The organism is Vibrio sp. V38_P2S17PM301 (assembly GCF_009904845.1).
Lineage (GTDB): Bacteria > Pseudomonadota > Gammaproteobacteria > Enterobacterales > Vibrionaceae > Vibrio > Vibrio proteolyticus.
Genome location: NZ_WXWO01000006.1, coordinates 1 through 23,321, shown reverse-complemented (window position 1 = coordinate 23,321; position 23,321 = coordinate 1). Strand labels below are relative to the sequence as shown.

At 49.1% G+C, this 23,321-nt stretch carries 21 protein-coding genes; 10 read left to right on the top strand and 11 right to left on the bottom strand.

Features of this window, described 5'->3' with window-relative positions; all coding sequences use genetic code 11:
• Window positions 1–10: 10 nt before the first annotated feature.
• The 7 genes from tssC to CAG64_RS02030 form a co-directional block, all read right to left on the bottom strand.
• Window positions 11–1,489 carry a type VI secretion system contractile sheath large subunit gene (tssC, locus tag CAG64_RS02060; RefSeq protein ID WP_161454042.1) on the bottom strand — a complete coding sequence of 493 codons (1,479 nt, stop codon included), beginning with the start codon at window positions 1,487–1,489 and terminating at the stop codon, window positions 11–13.
• The gene (gene tssB / locus CAG64_RS02055) at window positions 1,486–1,992 is read right to left on the bottom strand and encodes a type VI secretion system contractile sheath small subunit (RefSeq protein WP_021705577.1); all 507 of its coding nucleotides are present in this window, start codon (window positions 1,990–1,992) and stop codon (window positions 1,486–1,488) included. Before tssB ends, tssC begins: the two co-directional genes overlap by 4 nt.
• Before the next feature lie 19 nt (window positions 1,993–2,011).
• Entirely contained in the window at window positions 2,012–2,533 is a 522-nt protein-coding gene (locus CAG64_RS02050) for an Hcp family type VI secretion system effector (RefSeq protein WP_021705578.1), read from the bottom strand.
• A gap of 28 nt (window positions 2,534–2,561) precedes the next feature.
• Window positions 2,562–3,920, bottom strand: coding sequence for a type VI secretion system protein TssA (locus CAG64_RS02045; protein ID WP_161488748.1), 1,359 nt, complete (start codon window positions 3,918–3,920; stop codon window positions 2,562–2,564).
• Window positions 3,921–4,141: 221 nt separating this feature from the next.
• Window positions 4,142–4,444 carry a PAAR domain-containing protein gene (locus CAG64_RS02040; RefSeq protein WP_161448037.1) on the bottom strand — a complete coding sequence of 101 codons (303 nt, stop codon included), beginning with the start codon at window positions 4,442–4,444 and terminating at the stop codon, window positions 4,142–4,144.
• A gap of 4 nt (window positions 4,445–4,448) precedes the next feature.
• On the bottom strand, window positions 4,449–5,018 hold the full coding sequence (locus CAG64_RS02035) for a DUF6931 family protein (protein WP_161448036.1): 570 nt from the start codon (window positions 5,016–5,018) through the stop codon (window positions 4,449–4,451).
• Window positions 5,018–7,000 (bottom strand): type VI secretion system Vgr family protein, encoded by a 1,983-nt coding sequence (locus CAG64_RS02030; protein ID WP_161448034.1) that lies wholly within the window; start codon window positions 6,998–7,000, stop codon window positions 5,018–5,020. Before CAG64_RS02030 ends, CAG64_RS02035 begins: the two co-directional genes overlap by 1 nt.
• A gap of 552 nt (window positions 7,001–7,552) precedes the next feature.
• On the opposite strand from CAG64_RS02030, the gene CAG64_RS02025 reads away from it, so the two are divergent.
• The 8 genes from CAG64_RS02025 (at window position 7,553) to CAG64_RS01990 (ending at window position 18,200) form a co-directional block, all read left to right on the top strand.
• Window positions 7,553–8,248 carry a GntR family transcriptional regulator gene (locus tag CAG64_RS02025; RefSeq protein WP_021705583.1) on the top strand — a complete coding sequence of 232 codons (696 nt, stop codon included), beginning with the start codon at window positions 7,553–7,555 and terminating at the stop codon, window positions 8,246–8,248.
• A 10-nt stretch (window positions 8,249–8,258) separates the two neighbouring features.
• The gene (gene prpB / locus CAG64_RS02020) at window positions 8,259–9,152 is read left to right on the top strand and encodes a methylisocitrate lyase (protein WP_021705584.1); all 894 of its coding nucleotides are present in this window, start codon (window positions 8,259–8,261) and stop codon (window positions 9,150–9,152) included.
• A gap of 126 nt (window positions 9,153–9,278) precedes the next feature.
• Window positions 9,279–10,409 carry a bifunctional 2-methylcitrate synthase/citrate synthase gene (gene prpC / locus CAG64_RS02015; protein ID WP_021705585.1) on the top strand — a complete coding sequence of 377 codons (1,131 nt, stop codon included), beginning with the start codon at window positions 9,279–9,281 and terminating at the stop codon, window positions 10,407–10,409.
• Window positions 10,410–10,468: 59 nt separating this feature from the next.
• Window positions 10,469–13,048 carry a Fe/S-dependent 2-methylisocitrate dehydratase AcnD gene (gene acnD, locus CAG64_RS02010; RefSeq protein WP_161448032.1) on the top strand — a complete coding sequence of 860 codons (2,580 nt, stop codon included), beginning with the start codon at window positions 10,469–10,471 and terminating at the stop codon, window positions 13,046–13,048.
• A 14-nt stretch (window positions 13,049–13,062) separates the two neighbouring features.
• Window positions 13,063–14,256: a 2-methylaconitate cis-trans isomerase PrpF gene (gene prpF, locus CAG64_RS02005; RefSeq protein WP_161448029.1), complete on the top strand. Its 1,194-nt coding sequence runs from the start codon at window positions 13,063–13,065 to the stop codon at window positions 14,254–14,256.
• A 25-nt stretch (window positions 14,257–14,281) separates the two neighbouring features.
• Window positions 14,282–16,159 (top strand): propionyl-CoA synthetase, encoded by a 1,878-nt coding sequence (locus CAG64_RS02000; protein WP_161448027.1) that lies wholly within the window; start codon window positions 14,282–14,284, stop codon window positions 16,157–16,159.
• Between the two features lie 110 nt (window positions 16,160–16,269).
• Window positions 16,270–16,749, top strand: coding sequence for a GNAT family N-acetyltransferase (locus CAG64_RS01995; protein ID WP_021705589.1), 480 nt, complete (start codon window positions 16,270–16,272; stop codon window positions 16,747–16,749).
• 11 nt (window positions 16,750–16,760) lie between these two features.
• Window positions 16,761–18,200: an NUDIX domain-containing protein gene (locus CAG64_RS01990; RefSeq protein WP_021705590.1), complete on the top strand. Its 1,440-nt coding sequence runs from the start codon at window positions 16,761–16,763 to the stop codon at window positions 18,198–18,200.
• Window positions 18,201–18,233: 33 nt separating this feature from the next.
• Here CAG64_RS01990 and CAG64_RS01985 read toward each other — a convergent pair whose 3' ends face one another.
• On the bottom strand, window positions 18,234–19,043 hold the full coding sequence (locus tag CAG64_RS01985) for a Cof-type HAD-IIB family hydrolase (protein ID WP_161448025.1): 810 nt from the start codon (window positions 19,041–19,043) through the stop codon (window positions 18,234–18,236).
• Window positions 19,044–19,217: 174 nt separating this feature from the next.
• Here CAG64_RS01985 and queE point away from each other — a divergent pair, with 174 nt between their 5' ends.
• Complete coding sequence (gene queE / locus CAG64_RS01980) at window positions 19,218–19,868, top strand: 7-carboxy-7-deazaguanine synthase QueE (protein WP_161448023.1); 651 nt, start codon at window positions 19,218–19,220, stop codon at window positions 19,866–19,868.
• Between the two features lie 11 nt (window positions 19,869–19,879).
• Window positions 19,880–20,572 (top strand): 7-cyano-7-deazaguanine synthase QueC, encoded by a 693-nt coding sequence (gene queC / locus CAG64_RS01975; protein ID WP_161448021.1) that lies wholly within the window; start codon window positions 19,880–19,882, stop codon window positions 20,570–20,572.
• Between the two features lie 47 nt (window positions 20,573–20,619).
• Here queC and CAG64_RS01970 read toward each other — a convergent pair whose 3' ends face one another.
• From CAG64_RS01970 to CAG64_RS01960, 3 genes are all read right to left on the bottom strand, one after another.
• Window positions 20,620–20,976, bottom strand: a complete 357-nt coding sequence (locus tag CAG64_RS01970) for a DUF2750 domain-containing protein (RefSeq protein ID WP_021705594.1) — start codon at window positions 20,974–20,976, stop codon at window positions 20,620–20,622.
• Window positions 20,977–21,084: 108 nt separating this feature from the next.
• The gene (locus tag CAG64_RS01965) at window positions 21,085–21,696 is read right to left on the bottom strand and encodes an OmpA family protein (protein WP_161448019.1); all 612 of its coding nucleotides are present in this window, start codon (window positions 21,694–21,696) and stop codon (window positions 21,085–21,087) included.
• Between the two features lies 1 nt (window position 21,697).
• The gene (locus CAG64_RS01960) at window positions 21,698–23,002 is read right to left on the bottom strand and encodes a TolC family outer membrane protein (RefSeq protein ID WP_161448017.1); all 1,305 of its coding nucleotides are present in this window, start codon (window positions 23,000–23,002) and stop codon (window positions 21,698–21,700) included.
• Window positions 23,003–23,321: the final 319 nt, after the last annotated feature.

Below are 23,321 nucleotides of genomic sequence, written 5' to 3'. Positions count from 1 at the left end.
ACGCCATTAGTTAACCGGGAATTTTCGCGACCATACGCACGGAAGTGGTCAGTTCTTCCAACTGTAGCCATGGACGCAAATGCGCAACCGCAGAGTAGGAACCCGGACGGCCCGGCTGTTCCACGACTTCAATGCGAGATTCGGCCAAAGGTGTCTTAGCCCGCTGCTCGTTGCCAATGGCACCTGCGTTGGTGTATTGATCGATCCAAAGTTGCAGATCCCGCTGGATATCAGGTGCTTCCAGGTTAGACCCCAGCTTGTCGCGTCCCATCACTTTGAGGTAGTGCGCGATACGACTACTGGCCATGATGTAGGGCAGTCGAGCGGAAATCGCCGCATTTGCCGTTGCATCCGGGTCAGTGTAAGTTTTGGGCTTTTGTGTCGTCTGGCCACCAATAAAGACCCCGTAATTGGAATTCTTATAGTGGACCAGAGGCAAAAAGCCCAAGTCACTCAGCTCTTTCTCGCGTTCGTCGGTGAGATTGACCTCTATCGGACATTGCTGGATCAGGTCACCGGCTTCTGTTTTGAACGTTAGGTTAGGTAAACTTTCCACTTTACCGCCATTGTCCAAACCTCGGATAGAAGTGCACCAGCCAGACATGGTATAAGCCTGGGTCATTTTAAGACCGAGCTCATACGCAGCATTAGACCACACCAGTTGCTGGTTGCTGCTTGGCTTCGGATTACCATCCATGTCTGTGCCCAGCTCTTCATAGTTGAATAGCTTAGTATCCAGCCCTTTTGCGCCGTAAGGCAGTCGGGCCAGCGTACGAGGCATGGTGAGAGTGACGTACCGTGCATCATCACTTTCACGGAACGAATTCCATGCAGCGTAAGCTGGAGAATCAAAGCCTGCCGCAACGGGTTTACCTTCGTCAAAGGTGGTGAAGTCATTGAACTCAAACATTTGTGCGTTGGCAGCAGCGATGAATGGCGAGTGACAAGCGGCGGCCACTTCGCCCATATAGCGCAGCAGCGCGACGTCTTCATCTTTGGCGCTGAACTCGTAGTCACCGATGAATACACCATAAGGTTCACCGCCAGCTGTGCCGTACTCTCCCTGATAAACGGCATTGAAGAGCGGGCTGCGATCAATAGCAGGAGCATCTTCAAATTGTTCAAGCAACTCTTGCTGAGAGAAGTCGACCATTTTGATCTTTAAATCCCGACCTAATTCGCTCTCTTTAACCAGCTTTTGTAACCCTCGCCAAGAACCTTCCAGCTTCTGGAACTCGTCTTGTTGCATGACTTCGGACAACTGTTTTGACAATTGTTTGTCGATTTCACCAATGGCGTTTTCGATGGTTTTGGTCAGGTTTTTATCCCAGGTGACGGTTCCGGAAAGGGCTTGTTCTGCCAGAACAGAGAACAGCTCTTTGGTCGTGTCTGCCGGCGTTTGAGTGGTGGCGGCAATCGCACGGTCAAGAAAGCTCACTTCGCCTTCGGTGGTTTCTGCCTGAGCCTGGTTTTCGGTTTCTGTACTCATGATTCAGCTCCTTCCTGACTGATCCCCAGTTCTGAAGACAGAGCATTGATGGTATCTGCGCTTTGCAACACTTCTTTCAGCAGCTTTTCCAGATCTCTCGAACGATCGGCTTTAGAAAGAAGCACTTTGAGCTGATTACGGGTTTCGACCAGTTTTTTCAGTGGCTCAACCTGTTCAACAATCGCTTCTGGTTCAAAATCTTTCATTGAGGAGAAGGTCAGGTTTGCCTCAAACTGACTGTCGTCGTCAGCCAGGACGTTATCGACTTTCAGGTTGAGTTTGGGGCCGACGCGTTTCATGACGGTATCGAAGTTGTCTTTGTCTACGCTGTAAAACGTGCGCTCTTCGATCGCTTCTTTGTCTTCGCGATGGCCGGAATAATCACCAATGACGCCGACCACAAAAGGCAATTCTTTTGTTTCTACGGCACCGTTTGTTTCCACGTCATATGTAATGCTGACGCGGTTTTTACTGACGCGTTTGTGTTGGGAATTCAATGGCACGGGAACTCTCCTTTATACATTAGGATGCGGTCGAGGTGACTTTCGCGGTGGTTGCATCAAAGCCAACTTCCGGGCCTTTCTCGATTTTTCCACCTTCAGCTTCGATGTAGTACGCCTTCGAGATCTTGGTATAGGTCAGGCTGAAGGCTTCATTTGGCAAAGCACCATCGCTGCCGGTCATGTTGTAACTCGCCATTCGCGCAGCGGTCAGTGTCAGAATCAGGTATGGATCCGCGCCTGAGCCTTCACGATTAGGTTTTGTCATGACGATTTCGACCGTTTTCCCTTCCGCACCAGGCGCATACAGAAATGTTGTCAGGTAAGGGGAGGCACCATCACAAGCACGGCTGATGTTGATTTCTCCTAATGCAACCATGCCTTGATCGGCGTTGTTGGCATTCCCGACATCAATTCCCACACCGCGAACGGCGCCCCAGCTCACGTTGCCGATAGCAAAGAAACCATCTTTACCACCAATTTTTTCAACGGTCGCTGCGCCTTTGGGTGTCGTGCCATCAATACGCATAAAAATAGAAGCCATTCTGTTCTCCTTTGCTTAGTAGCATGATTTACCACTCAAAATCCGTAATACCACGGTCGGAATGAGTGTTAGTTGCTTCAGTTTGGGTTTGTTTTTCGCTTGATGATTGAATGTCGGTATCCGGGCCATTGACTGACGTCGTAACTGCATCAACATTCGTTTGAACTTGTTGAGTCGGCGCGTTGGTTACAGAGACGCGCGTCGTATCGATGGATACCTGATCAAGATTATCCATCCCGGAGAGTTGGTTAAGTTGGTTCATCGCGTCGGGATAGTTACGCAACATTTCCTGCATCAATTCAGGCAGACTCATCTGACCCCAACGGATAGCTCGCTCCAGCAAGAAGGATATCGGACTGTGAGGCTCGAACTCTCGAAAGTATTCCGCAACCTTTCTCAGTTCTACGAATGCGGATTCCCGCTGTGTAATGGGAGACTGATTGAAAGTGGGGGGCGTCGGCGCTGGTGTTGTTTGCGATGTGATTGACTGACTGTTTTCTGTATTTGGTGTATCAGTGCGCGCGTTGGAAGGGCGTTGCGCGGTCTGAATCTCGGTCGTTGGACTCTGAATCAAACCATATTCCTGATCGAGTGGCCAGGGAGAGAACTTATCTCCCGCAAGATACTGAATGGCTTTGAGCAGCTCTTCAATATTGTGCTTGATAAAGCGAAAGCTCGGGCTTGCCAGATTGGCGTCCTGACACTTTTGCTGAAGCAGAAGGTCTGTACGGGTCAGTGTGTGATAGCTTTCTGCCAGCGCCATTACCGTATCAATCACGTCGGGGTTAAACAGGCGATGTGCTCGCGTTTTTAACTCCGCAAGAGAACCGTGTTTTTCAGCGGTCAGGTAATCCGCCAAAGTGATTGAGTCGATTAAGGGCACCATCTGCAGAGGCATGTAAAGTGCTGTTGTTTCATTCGACTCGCCAAGCAGTTGCTGTAAAGGACGGAGACGAAACTCTACGTGCTCGGTTTGTTGCTCATCGGCGTTCTCTGAAGAGAGTTTGTCCTCAGGCAGCATGGGGTTTAAATGGTCCCAAAAACGCTCGACGTATTCTGGCAGCAAGGTTAAAGACGCTGAAAGGTTGAGTAGGGGCTGTGAGGTAAATAGCTGAGAAGAGATTAGCCAGCCAGTCAGCTCCAGGTCTTTAGTTTGAGTCTGAAGGGCGTCGCTGGTCATTTCCCGCAGCGTTTTCCAGGCGTCTTGGTTGGCGTTTTGTAATGCCGGATCGACCGACGCCTCGGGTGTTTCGATCAGCTGACGAAAAGTTGACTGTGCTGAATTAAACGCATTTCTCAAACCACGATACACGCTGCGGTCAAGTTTCAAGTATGCGCCAGCGGGCCGATCTTGGGAGATCGGCGACAGTAGACCCTCTACATCCATAATTTGCAATCCGTTGCTTATTGTAATTATTTTTAATATTGAGATTTAAAACATCTCTTATTACAAACATTTATTTAATTAATGTTTGTTAACAAATTGCAGTCTAGAAGTTATTTGCAGAAAGTCTCAAAGAATTTCATCCTTTAGTTTAATTTTTGACCTGCATCTATAAAATTGGACCGATGACTTGGATTGTCATAAATCTCTGATACCTCTGAACTTTAACCACCAACCAGTACCGTTGGCATGCCTGAAACAATACTGCCGCCGTGACTGGTTGTATCCCCCATACGTACGAGAGGTTTGTTGTTCACCAAGACAGTCGTGCTGCCGAGAATGGCGCTGTCTGGTGTTCCTACACATACACATGCGTCGCCTAACGTAGAAGCTGGCAAACTGCCAATCAGGACGGTTGCTGCACCCGGGCCTGAGACCGGGCCTCCTACGTGAGGCACTGGGACGGCCGCAGGCGTCTGCATGGGGCATACGTGCATGTCACCAACTCTGGCTGCGGGTAAGCTCATCGTACTACTCCTCTGGGTTGTATCCTTGTGCGATCTTTAAAGCGGTATCCAGCGCATATTGATAATAGAGTGCGCTGTTGTCCCAGACCGGCAAAGCGGCGGCGTGGTTTACAGCGCCAGCGGCGGCTTTTGCGTACAGATTTGGGTCGGGTAAAACGACGGGTAAATCAGGCGTAACGATACTGCCAGCGCCATTCCAGAACACAGCCTGCGCCAGCCAGGACGGGCCACAGTTGAGCTGTAACCGGGTGGCAAACAATTCAGCTTTGCGCCTGAGTTCTTCAGAGGGGGATTGTACCCATTGCTTTGCCAGACTGATGCATTGAAGTTGGCTGGCATTCCAATCATCGTGCCGTTTGTGTAAGCACAGACTGGCCCACCATATGCACTCGCGTACAGGCAAGGCATGAGCGAGAAACTGGATCAGGTCGAAGTTCAGTTCATGCTCGGATAAAGTCTGAATGCTGTTGGTGACCGACATTTCGTCGTTGATCAGTGCCTTGGCTTCGTCACTGGCATTGAAACGATTGAGAACCTGAATGCCTGCCGCAAACGGGATTTTTTTATATTCCATTAATTCACCTTAACGATTGCGCCTTTGACTTCACCCATAACGCCACCATCGAATGTGGCTTTGAGATCCGATTTAAATTCCGCGCTCAATTGTCCCTGCGCAGTCAGACTGGTGTCTGCGTCCATCGAAATACTCAAACCGCTGATGGAGTTCGAGCCGCTGGCCTCCAGTGATGTTGTTGCGCCACTGATTGTGTTCGATGAGGTTGCGCTACTTGAGACGTTTGTGCCCTCAAGAGACAAATCGCTACTGGCTTTGATATCGATGCTTTCTGATTCAATTGTGACCGAAGACGATGACATGGTGATTTTGCTCGATCCGACGATTAATTCGAGTTTATCATCGGCTTCTATGGTGATGGTTTTCGCGTTTTCCGACAGGGTTTTGCTGGACGTTAACGAGTAGTTGTCTTCTGTTGTGATCGTCATGGCCTTAGTGACGGTCTGCTTGACCTCGCCCTGAACGGTTTCAGTCAGATCATTTTCTACTTCACGGGTCAGATCTTTAGCCGCGTGCAGATAGATGAGTTCGTTGTCTTGTTTATCATCGAAATAGAGTTCATTGCTCTCTCCGGATAACTGAGTTTTCCAGCCACTTTTGGTGGTGTTTTCTTCGTTGTAGGGCGGCGTATTTTTGCTGTTGTAAACACAACCTGTGATGATGGGCTGATCCGGATCTCCATCGATAAAGGAGACCAGAACTTCATGGCCGGCTCTGGGGACAAACTGACTGCCGTAGCTGCTGCCCGCCATCATTTGAGCGACTCGGACATAACAACTGGTCTTGTCACCGCTGGCGTCTGTATCCCAGTGAAACTGGATGCGAACCCGACCCTGATCATCCTGATTAATCTCGCCCGCAGTCGAACCTGCAACCAAAGCGCTTTGCAAACCTTGTACTACCGGCTTGGGCTGTGGGGTTGGGTAATAAGGCACTGCTTTAGGAATGACAGTGACTCGGGCCTCGCATTCGACGGATTCGGAATAATAAAACCGGGTTTCAACCACTGCGTAATCGCCCAATTGGACAGTGTCTAAGTGGCTGGCCAGAGAGAACCAAGATCCGATGGTGAACTCGTCCTGGCTAGCGCTGAGCAAAACACGTTCATAGTTTTGCTCCAGTTGTTCCAGGCGGCGTTTGACCAGATTATCTGCCAGATCGGTATAGTCTCCCACAATGCCGAGCGGAGGGTAGTGCACGGCTGACAGTTTACTGTTGTTGGCTATTGAATGTGAGGACGTCTTGGCTTTACTGGACACCAGCTTGGATTGCGTGTAATCGTAGGCTTCCAGTTCAATACTGGTGCCATGAAACGAGCATTCGGGCTGCCAGTGAGTAATCAACGGATTGTCTCCAGAAGGCGTTTCCGACATATCAAATTTACTGGTTGAAGCCTGATCAAAGGGTGTCTGTGCATCCTGCAGTACCAGCTTATGGCTGCCGTCGCTATGGGTAAAAAAGTAGTTGATGCCTTCTTCTGCCAGCAACCGAGTGACGAAATCAAAATCTGATTCGTTGTATTGCAAACAATACTCCCGTTTGGTGGAGGGTAAACTGTTGGTGCTATACCAGCCACTGAATCCGGCTTGGGTAAAAATATCCGTCACTATGTCTTGCGTTGATTGGTTTTGATAGACACGAAAGGCTTGTGTGTGTTTAAGCAGCCACAGCCAAGGGCGAAGAGTCAGTTGATAGGACGCATATTGCAAGCTGCTGTCGAGCCCAAGTTGCTGGGCTCTGATGATCATGCCATGAAACACTCGGCTCGCAGTCAAAGTGCCGGATTCATTGGTGTAGCGAGTAATGGTCAGCCCTTGTCCGAGCTGCTCTTTAACGTCAAACGATTTTGCAACAATCGTCACCTGAATTTCAAATGGAGCAGAGACTCCTTCGGTGACGCGCAGTTCGGTCGCTTTATGTTCCTCTCCGCTGTAATCCTTAGCGGAGAGGGCACTTGCGGCCGCCGAAAATTGATCAGCCATACATCATCCCTGATTGCGATCTTTGTCTATTGGTAGTGTATCTACCCGTTGGTCTTGTTATTAAACAGTAGTATCGGGAGCGCTGAGTGAGCGTGAGCACATCGATATCACTGCAAAGCAGTCTAGGACATTTGATCAGTTTGAGCCTGCTGCTGAGCCAATCTTTGAGACCTGCCAGGAAAATATGCATACGTACAAAGCCAAAGCGGTTTCCTTTCACTAATCACGCGCAATGTGCTGTGGACTAAGCAGCTTATGTATGAACTGTTGACAATCTTGTCTTTTGAACAGTTTTTGGTTCTATCAACTCAATTTCGTTTTTCCTGTCGTTAAGCCACGTATTCCTTTATTACTTGTCTATAAATCCATACTTCTTATTGAAATTAGTAAGACGGACGAAACAAGGGTTAAATTCGACCTTAGTCTAAATTGTCGACAATATTCTTGATTGTCGACAATGTGATCGTCTATTTTATAAGCAGAGTAAGTTGTTGCCACAGTCTCGCACATGTAAATAAAGCGAAGTGAAGCTGCGGAAGAAACGGGTAGACCATGAATGTAGAGAGTAGGTTACCTTTGGTGACCAAAGAGAATACGAAGTCAGAACACTTAACTGGCTATCTCATTGAGGCGATTGTTAATGGGGAGATTTTGCCGGGAAGCAAAATCTCTGAGCCAGAACTGGCACGGCGTTTCGAGGTCAGCCGCGGTCCACTGCGTGAGGCCATCATGAGAGTGGAGGGGCTCGGGCTGATTGAGCGAGTGCCGCATGTTGGTGCTCGGGTCATTACCTTCTCGTTTGAAAAATTACTTGAACTGTACGCAGTGCGAGAAGCGCTTGAGGGAATGGCAGCTCGGTTGGCTGCGCGCTACATCAGCGATGAAGAAATTCATGCGTTGGAACAGCTATTGTCGACACATTCCGAACATATTGATCAGGTGGAAGGGTCATCATACTTTCACCAACATGGCGATTTTGATTTCCACTATCGCATCATTAAAGCCAGTCGAAATAGCAAGCTGGTTGCCTTGTTGTGTGATGAGCTTTATCACTTATTACGCATGTATCGCTACCAGTCTCCACGATCACATTCAAGGCCCAATGAGGCGTTGAACGAACACAAATTTATTTTGCAGGCCATTAAGAACCGGGATGAAGAATTAGCAGAAATGCTAATGCGCAGACACATTTCCGGCAGTCGAACGCTGATTGAACAGCAGATCCTGCAAACCGACTCAGACGACTAGGAGAATTACCATGTCATTAAGCCCGGGAGCAAAATTCAGAGCGGCAGTCGCCGATAATGATCCGCTGCAAATTGTCGGCACCATCAACCCGTATTGCGCCATGATGGCGAAAAATATTGGTCATCAAGCGATCTATTTATCCGGCGGTGGTATTGCTAATGCGTCTTATGGTTTGCCGGATTTAGGCATCACTACGCTTAATGACGTGCTGGTGGATGTAGACCGAATTACGAACGCTTGTGATCTGCCGTTGCTGGTGGACATTGATACTGGTTTTGGAGGTGCGTTCAATATCGCGCGGACCATCAAATCGATGGAAAAAGCGGGCGCTGCCGCGGTGCACATGGAAGATCAAGTTGCGCAAAAGCGCTGTGGTCATCGGCCGAATAAAGCCATTGTCAGCCAGGAAGAGATGGTCGACAGAATCAAAGCTGCTGCTGATGCCAGACGGGACGACAACTTTGTGATCATGGCCAGAACAGACGCGCTGGCTGTTGAGGGGATCGACAAAGCGATAGATCGTGCGATTGCTTGTGTCGAAGCAGGTGCTGACATGATTTTTCCTGAGGCGATGAACAAACTGGATCAGTACGTACAGTTTGCCAACTCACTTGAATCTGCGGTTGGTCGACCTATACCTATCCTGGCAAACATCACGGAATTTGGCCAAACCCCATTGTACACCTGTGCGCAACTGGCGCAGGCAAAAGTTGACATGGTGTTGTATCCACTCAGTGCATTCCGGGCGATGAACCGGGCCGCAGAAATGGTCTACGCTCATTTACTGGAATATGGCAATCAGGAAGCATTGCTCGATTCCATGCAAACGCGGAAAGAGTTGTATGAACATCTCAATTACCACGATTATGAAGACAAGCTAGACAAACTGTTTTCTAGTCAGTAGCCAGATTCGGGTATCGCAACAAACAGGAAGCTCAAGAAATATCGCCTTAAATCCATAACGTGAAACCGTCCGAGCACCAATAACACCCCGAAAGAGGGTAAGAGCCGGACAGAAAAGGAGTTCAACATGCCTAACAAAGAATTAGGCGGCGCTGGCCTGCGTGGTCAGAGTGCCGGAAGCACATCATTATGTACTGTCGGAAAAACCGGAACGGGGCTGACCTACCGGGGCTATGATATTACCGATCTGGCAAACAATGCTCAGTTCGAAGAAGTGGCCCATCTTCTGCTGATTGGTCATTTGCCAACGCAACAGGAACTGGATATCTACAAAACCCGTTTGATGGGGATGCGTGGTTTGCCGCAAGAGCTGAAGCAGGCGTTGGAACTGATCCCAGCCGATGCCCATCCCATGGATGTAATGCGCACTGGGTGCTCGGTACTCGGTAATCTCGAGCAGGAAATGGATTTCTCTGAACAACAAGCGGCCACCGAGCGTATGCTGGCGCTATTTCCTGCCATCATCTGTTACTGGTATCGATATAGTCACGATGGTGTGCGGATCGACACTGAAGACAAATCGGAAGAATGTATCGGTGGATATTTCCTGAAAATGCTCACTGACAAAGTGCCGAGTGACCTCCATAAGAAAGTCATGCATTGCTCGCTGATCCTGTACGCCGAGCATGAATTTAATGCATCCACTTTTGCTGCGCGCGTATGTGCGTCGACCTTATCTGATATCCACTCCTGCGTCACGGCGGCGATTGGTACATTACGTGGCCCTTTGCATGGCGGTGCCAATGAAGCCGCTATGGAAATGATTCAGGATTGGAATACGCCAGAAGAGGCTGAAACCAATATTCTTCATATGCTCGAGCACAAAGAAAAGATCATGGGCTTTGGTCACGCGATTTATCGCGAAAGCGACCCTCGCAACGCCCTTATCAAACGTTGGTCGAAGGAACTGTCTGAAGCGGTCGGTGACACACAGCTGTATGCGGTCTCTGAACGGGTTGAAGCGGTTATGAAGCGTGAGAAGGGTTTATTTTGTAATGCCGATTTCTTCCATGCGTCGGCTTACCATTTCATGGACATACCCACCAAACTTTTCACGCCTATTTTTGTGATGAGCCGATTAACCGGCTGGGCGGCGCACGTTTACGAGCAACGTGCCAATAACCGCATTATTCGGCCGAGCGCTGACTACGAAGGCCCGGATGCACAAGTATGGGTTCCCATCGAACAGCGCGGTTAATCAGCGAGCGGCCTCTCGTAAAAGAGAGGCAGACGCGAAGTCTATAAGAGCAAGTTGTTATGAATAGCCAATATCGCAAGTTACTGCCGGGCACCAGCGTTGAGTACTTTGATACTCGCGCCGCGGTAAATGACATTTCTGATGGTGCCTACGAGACACTTCCGTATACCTCAAGAGTACTGGCAGAAAATCTGGTACGTCGCTGCGAGCCGGAAAAACTGGAGGCAGCACTACGCCAGATCATCGAGCGTAAGCGCGACCTGGACTTTCCGTGGTACCCCGCAAGGGTGGTATGTCACGACATTCTTGGCCAGACGGCATTGGTCGATCTCGCAGGTTTACGTGATGCCATTGCTGACCAGGGGGGCGATCCGGCGAAAGTGAACCCTGTCGTGGAAACACAACTCATCGTGGATCACTCTCTGGCGGTTGAACATGCCGGCTATGAACAGGATGCGTTTGAAAAAAACCGGGCAATAGAAGAGCGACGTAACGAAGATCGCTTTCATTTTATTGAGTGGTGTAAAACGGCATTTCAAAATGTCAGTGTCATCCCCGCAGGTAACGGCATTATGCACCAAATCAATCTGGAGAAAATGTCCCCAGTCATTCAGGTTAAAGGTGGGGTTGCATTTCCAGATACGTGTGTTGGTACCGACAGTCATACACCGCATGTGGATTGTCTGGGTGTGATCGCGATAGGCGTAGGTGGTCTGGAGGCGGAAACCGTGATGCTCGGACGTCCATCAATGATGCGATTACCAGACATTATCGGCGTCAAACTGACTGGCAGCCGGCAGCCGGGGATTACCGCAACCGATATTGTACTCGCGATCACCGAATTTTTGCGCAATGAACGCGTGGTGTCTTCTTACCTGGAATTTTTCGGAGAAGGTGCAAAAGATCTTACCATTGGTGATCGGGCAACCATTTCCAATATGACACCGGAATATGGTGCGTCAGCGGGGATGTTTTACATCGATGAACAGACGATCCAATACCTGAAGTTGACCGGTCGCGATGAGCAACAGGTCGACCTGGTAGAAAAATACGCCAAAACAGCCGGACTCTGGGCTGATGACTTAACCACGGCAAAATATGAGCGTGTATTGGAATTTGATCTGTCCGCGGTTGGTCGCAACATGGCTGGCCCATCAAACCCGCATCGCCGATTACCGACATCTGAGCTGACAGAGCGTGGCATTTCCGGTGAATGGCAGCAGAAAGACGGGCAACTGCCTGATGGCGCCGTGATCATTGCGGCCATTACCTCGTGCACTAACACCAGTAATCCGCGCAATGTCGTTGCCGCTGGCTTAGTGGCGAAAAAGGCCAACCAATTAGGTTTGGTTCGTAAACCCTGGGTGAAAACGTCGTTTGCGCCAGGGTCCAAAGTGGCAAGGTTGTATCTGGAGGAATCCGGTCTATTGCCTGAACTGGAAAAGCTGGGCTTTGGTATTGTGGCGTATGCTTGTACGACGTGTAACGGAATGAGCGGTGCGCTGGCACCAGACATTCAACAGGAAATTATCGACCGCGACCTCTACGCCACTGCGGTGTTGTCGGGCAATCGAAATTTTGATGGCCGGATCCATCCTTATGCCAAACAGGCTTTTCTTGCCTCTCCGCCTCTGGTGGTGGCCTATGCGCTGGCGGGGACGGTTCGGTTTGATATTGAGCGGGATGCGTTGGGCGTTGACAGTCAGGGCAAGCCCATTTATCTCAACGATCTCTGGCCGAGCGATCAAGAGATTGATGACGTTGTTCAGCGCTACGTTAAGCCTGAGCAGTTTCAACAAGTGTATATCCAGATGTTCAAACCGGATGAAGGTTTGTTGAACACCAACCCGCTTTACGACTGGCGTCCGATGAGCACTTATATCCGTCGCCCGCCATACTGGGAGGGAGCGCTGGCAGGAGAGCGGACGTTGTCGGCGATGCGCCCTTTGGCCGTCCTTGGTGACAACATCACTACCGACCATTTGTCTCCTTCCAACGCCATTCTGGCATCCAGCGCCGCGGGGGAATATCTCACTCGGATGGGCGTGCCGGAAGAAGATTTCAACTCGTATGCGACTCACCGCGGTGATCATCTGACCGCACAGCGGGCAACGTTCGCTAATCCGAAGCTGTTCAATGAAATGGTGCAGGAAAATGGCGATGTCGTGCAGGGCTCGTTGGCTCGTATCGAGCCAGAAGGCAAAGTGACCCGCATGTGGGAAGCGATCGAAACATACATGGAACGCAAGCAGCCGTTGATCATCATTGCCGGTGCTGATTATGGCCAGGGGTCGTCCCGAGATTGGGCGGCAAAAGGTGTGCGTCTCGCCGGGGTTGAAGCCATTGCTGCAGAAGGGTTTGAGCGCATTCATCGAACGAATTTGGTTGGGATGGGCGTATTACCATTGCAGTTCATGTCAGGAGTAAACCGCCATACCTTGCAAATAGACGGAACGGAGCTATTTGACGTGAAAGGCACCATAGCTCCGCAAGCGGAACTGACGTTGGTAATCACTCGACGTAATGGCGAGATTATTGAGGTGCCTGTACTTTGCCGTCTAGATACGGCTGATGAAGTTGACGTTTATAGTGCCGGTGGGGTGTTGCAACGCTTCGCACAGGACTTTTTGGCCGGATAAGGGGCTCGATGAGAATGCAAGCTAAAGAATATACCAACGGTCAAATGCGTATACCGGCGATGTACATGCGTGGCGGTACCAGTAAAGGCGTTTTTTTTAGTCTGGATGATTTACCCCCTGACGCGCAACAGGCCGGCCCGGCACGGGATAAATTGTTGCTGCGTGTTGTTGGCAGCCCAGATCCGTACGGGAAGCAAATTGATGGGATGGGGGGCGCGACATCAAGTACCAGCAAAACTGTAATTGTGTCCAAAAGCCAGCGGGCAGATCACGATATTGATTATCTGTTCGGACAGGTATCCATTGATCAACCCTTTGTCGACTGGAGTGGAAATTGCGGAAATTTATCAGCGGCAGTCGGACCATTTGCACTCCACGCCGGGCTGATAGAGCAAGAGCGGATACCGCAAAATGGTGTGGTCTCTGTCCGGGTCTGGCAGGCCAACATCGGTAAAACCATTATCGTTCATGTGCCAGTCCGTCATGGCAAAGTTCAGGAAACGGGCGAGTTTGAACTCGATGGCGTTACTTTCCCTGCGGCAGAAGTGCAGGTGGATTTTATGGACCCGGCTGCGGGAGAAGGAGCCATGTTTCCCACTGGAAATCTGGTGGACGATCTGGAGGTGCCTGGATTGGGCACCATAAATGCCACGTTAATCAATGCCGGAATACCAACCATTTTTGTAGATGCAGCTGCCATCGGATATCGCGGGACGGAACTGCAAGATGACATTAATAACGATGCTCAGGCATTGACGATGTTTGAAGCGATACGGGCACACGGCGCGTTGAAAATGGGTTTGATTAAGACGCTACAAGAAGCCGGGTCTCGCCAACACACGCCAAAAGTTGCGTTTGTGGCGACGCCGCAGGATTACACGTCATCCAGTGGTGAGTTGGTGACGGCGTCACAAGTGGATGTATTGGTGCGGGCGCTGTCAATGGGGAAACTGCATCATGCCATGATGGGGACGGCGGCAGTGGCGATCGCGGCAGCAGCCTGTGTACCAGGTACATTGGTTAATCTGGCGTCGGGAGGGGGACGCCGCCAGTCAGTGACATTTGGTCACCCATCAGGAACGTTGAAAGTAGGGGCTACGGCAACAGACACTCAGGACGGTTGGGTTGTAGAGAAAGCCAGTATGAGTAGAAGCGCCAGAGTATTAATGGAAGGCTGGGTCAGAGTCCCGGCTGATATTCTGGCTTAGCAAGGAAAACTCAAGGAGGAGACGGATGTCTACTTATCTGAATGAATATCAACACGCTACCGACCATCCGGAACAATTCTGGAAAGATCAGTCCGAATATATTGACTGGTTTGAAAAGCCCCGCACAATTCTGGGTGCTGATGAGAATGGCATTGAACGCTGGTTTCCCGATGGTTTGCTTAATACATCCTGGCTGGCGCTCGATTATCATTGTGAACAGGGTCGAGGCGATCGGATCGCTCTGATTTATGACTCGCCAGTCACCGGAGTAAAGCGTAACTACACGTATACCGAGCTGCGTGATGAGGTTGCCCGTGTTGCTGGTATGTTGGCGAAACAAGGTGTCAGAAAAGGCGACCGGGTTGTAGTTTATATGCCTATGATCCCGGAAGCCGCAATGACAATGCTGGCGTGTGCACGCCTTGGAGCGATTCATTCGGTGGTGTTTGGCGGTTTTGCGGCGAATGAATTGGCGGTACGCATTGAAGATGCAGAACCCAAAGTGCTTGTCACTGCGTCATGTGGTATTGAAATCAACAAAGTGATTGAGTACAAGCCGCTGGTCGACAAAGCCATCATGGACAGCCGTTGGAAACCCGATACCGTGGTTGTTTTGCAACGTGAGCAACTTAAAGCCGATCTGAATCAGGAACGTGATGTTGATTGGTGTGAAGAGCTGAGCCAGGCGACACCGCATGCGTGTGTGCCTATGCTTTCGACAGACCCGCTTTACATCCTCTACACCTCTGGAACGACAGGCAAACCTAAAGGGGTGGTTCGTGATAATGGTGGTCATGCGGTGGCGATGAAGTACTCCATGGCAACCGTGTATAATATGCCACAGGATGGCGTATTCTGGGCGGCGTCAGATGTTGGCTGGGTAGTCGGGCACTCCTACATTGTTTATGCCCCGTTGATTCACGGCTGTACAACGATTTTATTCGAAGGTAAGCCAGTGCGTACCCCAGACCCGGGGGCATTCTGGCGTGTGTGTGAAGAGTATCGTGTTAACGCGCTCTTCTCCGCACCGACGGCGTTTCGGGCGATCAAAAAAGAAGATCCGCAGGGTGAACATATTCGTCGGTACAACTTGTCTTCGTTACAGACCATTTTTATGGCCGGTGAACGCTTAGACCCACCCACTCTGGATTGGGTCGCGCAGCATACGGGTAAATCGGTCATTGACCATTGGTGGCAAACGGAAACTGGCTGGGCCATTGCCGGTAATCCCATCGGTTTGGAAATGATGCCGATCAAAGCCGGATCGGCGACAAAGCCGATTCCGGGGTATCAGGTCGATGTACTTAACGAAGTCGGGGAAGTGGTTGGTCCGAATGAACAAGGTTATGTGGCGTTAAAACGCCCGTTACCGCCCAGTTGTCTACCGACTGTCTGGCGTAATCATGATCGTTTCGAGAGTGGGTATTTGAGCCAGTTCCCTGGCTATTATGTCTCTGGCGATGGGGGCTATCTGGATGAAGATGGCTATCTGTTTATCATGGGGCGAATCGATGATGTGATTAATGTAGCAGGTCATCGTTTGTCGACCGGTGAAATGGAAGAGGTCGTGGGTGGTCATCCTGCGGTTGCGGAATGTGCGGTCGTCGGTATCCACGATGAGTTAAAAGGGCAGCTGCCGCTTGGACTGGTGGTACTGAAAGATGGCGTGAAGATGGACGAGCATCAACTTGAAGATGAGCTGGTCGGGAAAGTGCGCAATGAAATTGGCGCTGTGGCGTGTTTCAAGCATGCACTGGTTGTGGAGCGTCTGCCGAAAACCCGTTCAGGTAAAATCTTGCGGCGAGTCATTCGTCAGATCGCCGATGGCGAGCAGTATACGATACCGTCCACGATTGATGACCCAGCAAGCCTGAGTGAAATCGAACGAGTGTTGCATGACTAATGACCATGTCTCACATTTAACACCGAGGAGCCCCGATTTATTGGGGCTTTTTTATTTTTGATCCCTTAGAATCACATCAATTGACACTGAACTTGCTATAAATACGCGTTATGTTGCCTATCCGGCTATCGGCTGCGAACAGCCACGACCTTAACCAGCTCAATGAACTGATGTTTCAGTTACACCACGAGCATCATCAACAATCCCCTGAGCATTTCAAAACGGCGGAAGAGATCGAGCAGGAGAAGAGCATTGCTCGCTATCTGGATGATCCGGAGTGCTTCGTTTTTGTGGCCCGGTTTGAAGAAACTCTGGTCGGTTTTGTCAGTGGCCACTTTTGTGAGCTGGTGTCTTCAGTGAGCAAACCTGTGCCGATGGGGAGTATTGATGAATTGTATGTATTGCCTGCGTATCGTAAGCAGGGGATCGCGATACAGTTATGCCAGCGCATCGAACGCAGTTTTAAAGAGTGTGGCGTTGAGCAGATGTTTGTCGAAGTATGGCATTTTAATGATTCAGCGGTAGAGCTTTATAAGAATTTAGGATTTGAGCACCATATACACTGGCTGCGCAAATCCATCCGAACCTAAAAAGGTGTTGTGTGAATAAACAATCTTTGTGGTGTCTGTTTGGCACCGTATTGTTGCTGTGTTCTACGCTGTTTTCATCAACAGCGGCTGCCGTTCAGAAGCACCCGAACGAAGTACGTGGTGCTCTGTGTTTGGTGCGAGCTAATAACCAGCTCGTCATGGTCAATGAGATTCTGACCAAAAAATTGTCGTTACCTGGTGGTCTGATATCAAAAGGTGAAACCCCCAAGCAAGCCGCGCAAAGGGAAACTTGGGAGGAAACAGGGCTGGCGGTTACCGTAGGCGATCTATTGGGGTATACGGAAAAAGCGGCCGTTTTTGACTGCGTATCGGATTCGGACATTATCGCGTTCGGCTTCAATAACCGGTTTGACGGTTATGAGCTACCGGTTTGGTTTGCGCCTCATTATGGCGTCGAAGTGTCGGGCGCGATGCTGTTGTCTCCGGAAAGCTTGTTGCCTGAACTGTACCGTTATCCACAACAGTGGACCGTGATTCAATCCATGTTTGACGCAGCAACAGAACAGTCGGTGACTTATGTAAACCAGTTGGCAGACGCTGCTCCGGCATGGCATCAGGTTGAGCTTAACTGGATTGCAACGCTTCAGGGCCTGGTTGCCGAGTTCTCGCCACACATTGCTTCCGGTGTTAATGCACTGATGATGCTGGGAAATCAACTGGCTCAGCCGTGGATTTTCATTGTTATTTTTCCGGCTCTGTATTGGCGATTTGGTAAGGCAATGTGCTACCGGACTATGTTTGCCATTACGTTGACCTCACTGTTGTGTCTTGTCGCTCAGCAAGGGTTTGCGTTACCGCGACCTCATGTGTATGTGCCTGAATTGCAGATGAGCTCAAGTTTTGGCAATGGTTTTCCAAGCTTACCGGTAGCGGTGTGGTTTTGCGTGGTGACGCTGGTTTTAAACGGGCTGGATAAATTAACGTTCAATCGTTATACCGCGTTGAGTCTCGCCAGTTTGTTTTGGCTGGTATTGGCGAAGTTTTACCTTGGTGCTGCGTTTTTAAGTGATATGCTGGCTGGAATCCTACTCGGTGTTCTGACGGCGTGGCATGTCATCCGTTTGGAAAAGAAGCCGGATATCAACGTGGACGCCTTACTTTGCTCTAATGGTTTATGGATCGCATTGACGATAGCTGCGGCGACCCTGACGGCAATCTGGCCGTTGCCAGTGTTTACGGCCTGGCTGGCAATTTTGGTGACGATGACAGGATTGGTGGTGACAGTGAATCAATCCGAGGGGCAGGTTGGTGGGCGAAGTCTTATCTCTATGGTCTTGTTGTTGCTATTGCTCAATGAGGTGATTTTGTACATGGCTGGGTTTGTTGCTTACAGCAGTATTTATTCTTTGGTGATGGAAGCGATTCGTTTCCCGTTACTGATTTTGGTTTTTGCATTGAGCGTCAGGCGTCTCAGCGTACAATCAGCATAATGAAAAGCCTCGCCGAAGCGAGGCTTTTTGCTATCAGATATTCAGGACGAACTTTTCAATCACATAGGCGACGCCATCGTCATCGTTACTGAGCGTAATGTAGTCAGCAATCGCTTTGGTTTCTTCCATTGCATTGGCCATCGCAACGCCCAATCCCGCATACCGCAGCATATGGTGATCGTTCTCAGCGTCGCCCATACAAATCACTTCTTCTGAACGGATACCTAAGTGTTCCGCGATTGCCTGAATACCGACACCTTTGTTGCTGCCAGTGTTGAGGAATTCGAGAAAGAACGGTGCGCTTTGCACGATGGTGAAATCTTGGTGCAGTTCTTGTGGCAGTGTTTTGATCGCGGCGGTAAGTTTATCTGGCGCAGCGACAATCATGGCTTTAACGATCGGGTGATCATCTTCCAAAGTGTCAAAGTCTATTTCGGTAACTGGCAGGTCATTGATACTGGCTTCCACTTGGGTGTATTCACTGGTCTTTGGCGTAATTAAACCGTGAATCTGGCTAAACGCATGTGTATTGAGACCAAGCTCTTGAGCCAGTTTGGCAACTTGCTTAGCGGCACGCCCATCAATGATTTTCTGGTGGATAATGGCACCACTGCCGAGTTCTTTTACCATGGAGCCGTTATAGAACAAAACAAACTCGTTATCACCGGAAATACCCAGTTCATCCAGTTTGTCCTGCATGCCCTCTAATGGGCGACCTGATGCCAGTACGACTTTGACCCCGGCCGCTCGTGCTTTGGCAATAGCGTCTTTAGTGCGGGGAGAGATGGCTTTTTGGCTGTTCAGCAAGGTGCCATCCATATCCAGAGCGATGAGTTTAAACATGACTTACCCGAAAAATGAAAAAGAACTTGCAGCTTAATTTAGAGTGAGATTTGGATCAAATAATGAAATACTCACTGGTTTAATTTGACCTGGTGCGGAGAGTCATTTAAGGTCTCCGTCCTGCTAATTTGAATCACTGATTAGGCTGAGTGTAAGTTGTACAAAGTTAACGAAATGTTCGAGACCATTCAGGGGGAAGGTATTTTTACCGGTGTGCCTTCTGTATTCGTTCGTCTGCAAATTTGCCCTGTTGGATGTGCGTGGTGTGATACTAAGCAAACCTGGACAGCGGAAGCAGAGGATGAGCGCACAATCGGGGATATTCTTTTGAAAACGGAAGATTCGCCCACTTGGTGTCGACAAACGGCCGAACAGATTGTTGCTACGTATAGACAGCAAGGCTATCGTGCAAAGCATATTGTTATCACTGGCGGTGAGCCATGTATTTATGATTTGAGGCCTTTGTCTGAAGCTTTCGAGGCGATCGGTTGTCAATGTCAAATTGAAACCAGTGGTACATCTGAAGTGTTAACGTCAGAGAAAACTTGGGTGACAGTGTCACCCAAGGTGGCCATGAAAGGAAAACTGCCAGTACTCGACAGCGCGTTGTTGCGTGCGAATGAAGTAAAACATCCCGTGGCGACGCAAAAGGACATCGATCAGCTTGACGTGCTCTTACAGCGTGCCGGAGTGCCTGAATCGACACCCATAGCTTTACAGCCAATCAGTCAAAAACCACGCGCGACGCAGCTGTGTATCGATACTTGTATTGAACGCAACTGGCGCCTGTCGATTCAGACACACAAATATTTAAGCATCGCATAAAGGAACACGTCATGAAAAAAGCAGTCGTTGTATTTAGCGGTGGACAGGACTCGACAACCTGTCTGGTGCAGGCGCTCAAAGAGTTTGATGAAGTGCATGCCATCACTTTTGATTATGGACAGCGTCACAAGCTAGAGATTGAAGTGGCACAAAAGCTGGCAAGTGAGTTGGGGGTGAAGGCTCACAAAGTGATGGATGTTGGCCTGCTCAATGAACTGGCGATCAGTTCGTTAACACGTGATGATATTCCGGTATCGCATGAATTACAGGAGAATGGCCTGCCGAATTCGTTCGTACCTGGTCGCAATATTCTGTTTCTGACGTTAGCTGGTATCTATGCGTATCAGATTGGCGCGGATTGTGTTATCACCGGCGTTTGTGAAACAGATTTTTCTGGCTATCCGGATTGCCGCGATGAATTCGTGAAGTCTATGAACGATGCTCTTGTTAAGGGCATGGATCGTCAACTGATGATCCGCACACCGTTAATGTGGCTGAATAAAGCAGAGACCTGGGCGCTGGCCGATCAATATGACGCGTTATCCCTGATTCGTGAGAAAACGCTCACATGCTATAACGGCATCATCGGTGATGGCTGTGGTGATTGTCCATCGTGTGATCTGCGCAGGGCAGGTCTGAACGATTATCTGGACAATCGCGAAACCGTGATGACTGAGCTGTTGAGAAAACAACGAGCGAATTAAAAAAAGCCTCTCAATTGAGAGGCTTTTTATCACAAATACGCGTTTCGTTAGTCAGCCAGATACAGTTTTGCCAGCTCTGCTGGCTCCATCTCTTTGCCTTCCAGGTTTGCATTCCAGTTGGTTCCAACCAGAACACCGTCTTCGTCCAGTGTGATCAACCAGTCTTCAACAAAAATATCCAGTGGAATTTCCAGGACTTCGAAGTCTGCCCACTCTTCAACATTGTGGGTTACTGCATCTTCTTTCGATGACCAGAAAGGCATCACTTCACTGTTTTCAAATTCAGTAGAGTCACAAGCCAGCCAACCGTCTTCATTTCTCAGGCCCCAAACCAGTTTACTTTGTTTGGTCTCTTCGATGAAAAGTTTCAGGTTTGCTTCGATATCTGCAGTCAGTTTGCTCATTTTGAAATTCTCGATGTGAAAAACGCCGTAAGAGTAACACTTTCAAGCTCGGAACACATTACCAAATAAAAAGAAAGGAGCGACTCGCGCTCCTTTTCTTGTCCGGGCTTATTGGCCGCGTTTGGTAAAGATTGTCCACTCTTTTTTGTATGTGCCTTTATGGCCGACAACCCGGGCCACGACCTTACGGTTCATTGCATGGCTGGTTTCATCGGTGCCAATTTCTGACAAATGGGTATCGCCATAGCCGACGATTTTTACACGATTGGGTTCTACACCTTCACGCAACAGAACCTGCTCAACTGCCGTCGCGCGACGTTTTGACAGTGCAAGGTTGTGGCTGGCTGAGCCGACTTTACTCGCGTAACCCTGAATTTCGATTTTTGTCTCAGGGTATTCCTTCATAAAGTCTGCCATTTCATCGATCTGACGATAGAACAAAGGTTCGATAACGGAAGAATCGTTAGCAAACAGAATATGCAGCTGTAGCTGTTCGGACTGATTGATATAAAGTTCACATCCATTGTTATCGATTTCTGCTCCTTCCGGAGTCTCTGGGCAAAGGTCACGCGCGTTGACGACACCATCGTTGTCGTCGTCTTGCAGATCAGACACCTGAGTTGCTTCCGGGGTCGGCGTATATTCGTATTCATCTTCCGCGTTGGCGTTACTTGCGACAACCAAAGATGCAATCAGTGCAGGCAATAGTAGTTTATTCATATTAATACTCCACCGGCTTATTCCATTTTTCTGGTGTGTCAACCAGTAGGGCATCCAGCAAGCCACCGGTCGCGTTCAACACTCGATACTTGGCGTACTGCTCATCATATTTTGCGTCCAAGTAACCTTTGCGTGCGTCAAACAATTCATTCTCAGTGTTGAGCACGTCTAACAGTGTACGTTTGCCAAGTTTATATTGTTTCTCGTACGCAATTACGGTGTCCGAGGCGGAGTCCACGTGATTCGCCAGAAACTGTTTTTGTTTCGAGGTGAAGGTCAATGCACTCCAGGATAAACGCAGGCCTTCTTCCACACTACGATAGGTACGATCGCGGAAATCTTTGGCTTTATTCATTTGGTATGCCGCACTTTGTGTACGGTCTGCGTCTGAGCCACCATTATAGAGATTGTAACGCATACGCAACATTGCAGAGAACTCTTTGCTTTCTCCCTCAATCCCCGCGGCATCATCGCGCCAGCTTTGTGCCGCTTCAACAGAAAGGGTCGGATAATTAACACCTTTCGATTGCTCATACTGGAAACGAGCCGAGTCAACATCAGCCTGCGCAACTTTGATAACTGGGTGATGTTTGTATGCGTTGGAAAGGGCATCATCAACCGTAAATGGTAATTTTGCATGATCCGCACGAGGGAAGGTTAACCCTTGTGGCGTCTCGCCGACCAAAGTTTTAAATTGGGTATGCGTATCATAAAGGTTGTTCTGGGCGGCCAGAAGATTACCATGCGCCTTCGCCAGACGAGCTTCTACCTGAGAAAGATCCGCGGTTGAACCAATCCCTGAATCCACGCGTTTTTTAATATCTTCGTAGATATCTTCATGCACGCGAAGATTGCTTTCAGACAATTGTAATACTTCAAACGCTTTGGTCGCGTCTAAATACGTTTTGGCGATTTGTAAAGCGATATCCTGAGCATCTGCGATCAACTGAAATCTAACAGATTCTGCATCGGCAGACGTTCTGTCTATATCATTTAGAGTCGCATTACCATCCCACAGTAATTGGGTCAGGGTTAAAGACGCTTCTTTTCGGGTTAATTCGTTTTCTGTACCTGAAGTCAGATCAACGTTCTCGTAGCCAATTCCCGCATCTAAATCTAATTTAGGCAGGTAGGCTCCCGTTGCAGCATCTGCGTCGTATTTTTTACTAACAAACTCGTTATAAGAAGCTTTTATATTTGGGTTTGTAGCTAGCGCATTGGCTACGGCTTGTTCTAATGTTTGACTTTGCGCCGGAAAACTCAGAGCGATCAAACAGCTTAGAGTTTTCATTTTATTCCAGTTCACTCTCGATCTCCTTAAAAGGAACCACGGATCAGTGGGCAGATCTATACCAGATGTCTGAATATTCACGGTAAGACATCGAAAACGTCAATAAAATAACACCAATAAAACTAAAAGCATAATAAGTTTGTAAAAAACAATGAGACAAAAATGAGACTGAGCAAAAAGTGGCCAGATAGTGAATTGATCTGATGAATATTATTGATAATTTTGTATTACAAATAAAAAACGTGATGTTCATTCACAAAAAGTGTGGGCCTTTTCAGATTTTTGATCTTGAATTGTTAATGAATACTGCGTTCTGACTTTCTATTGACCGTAT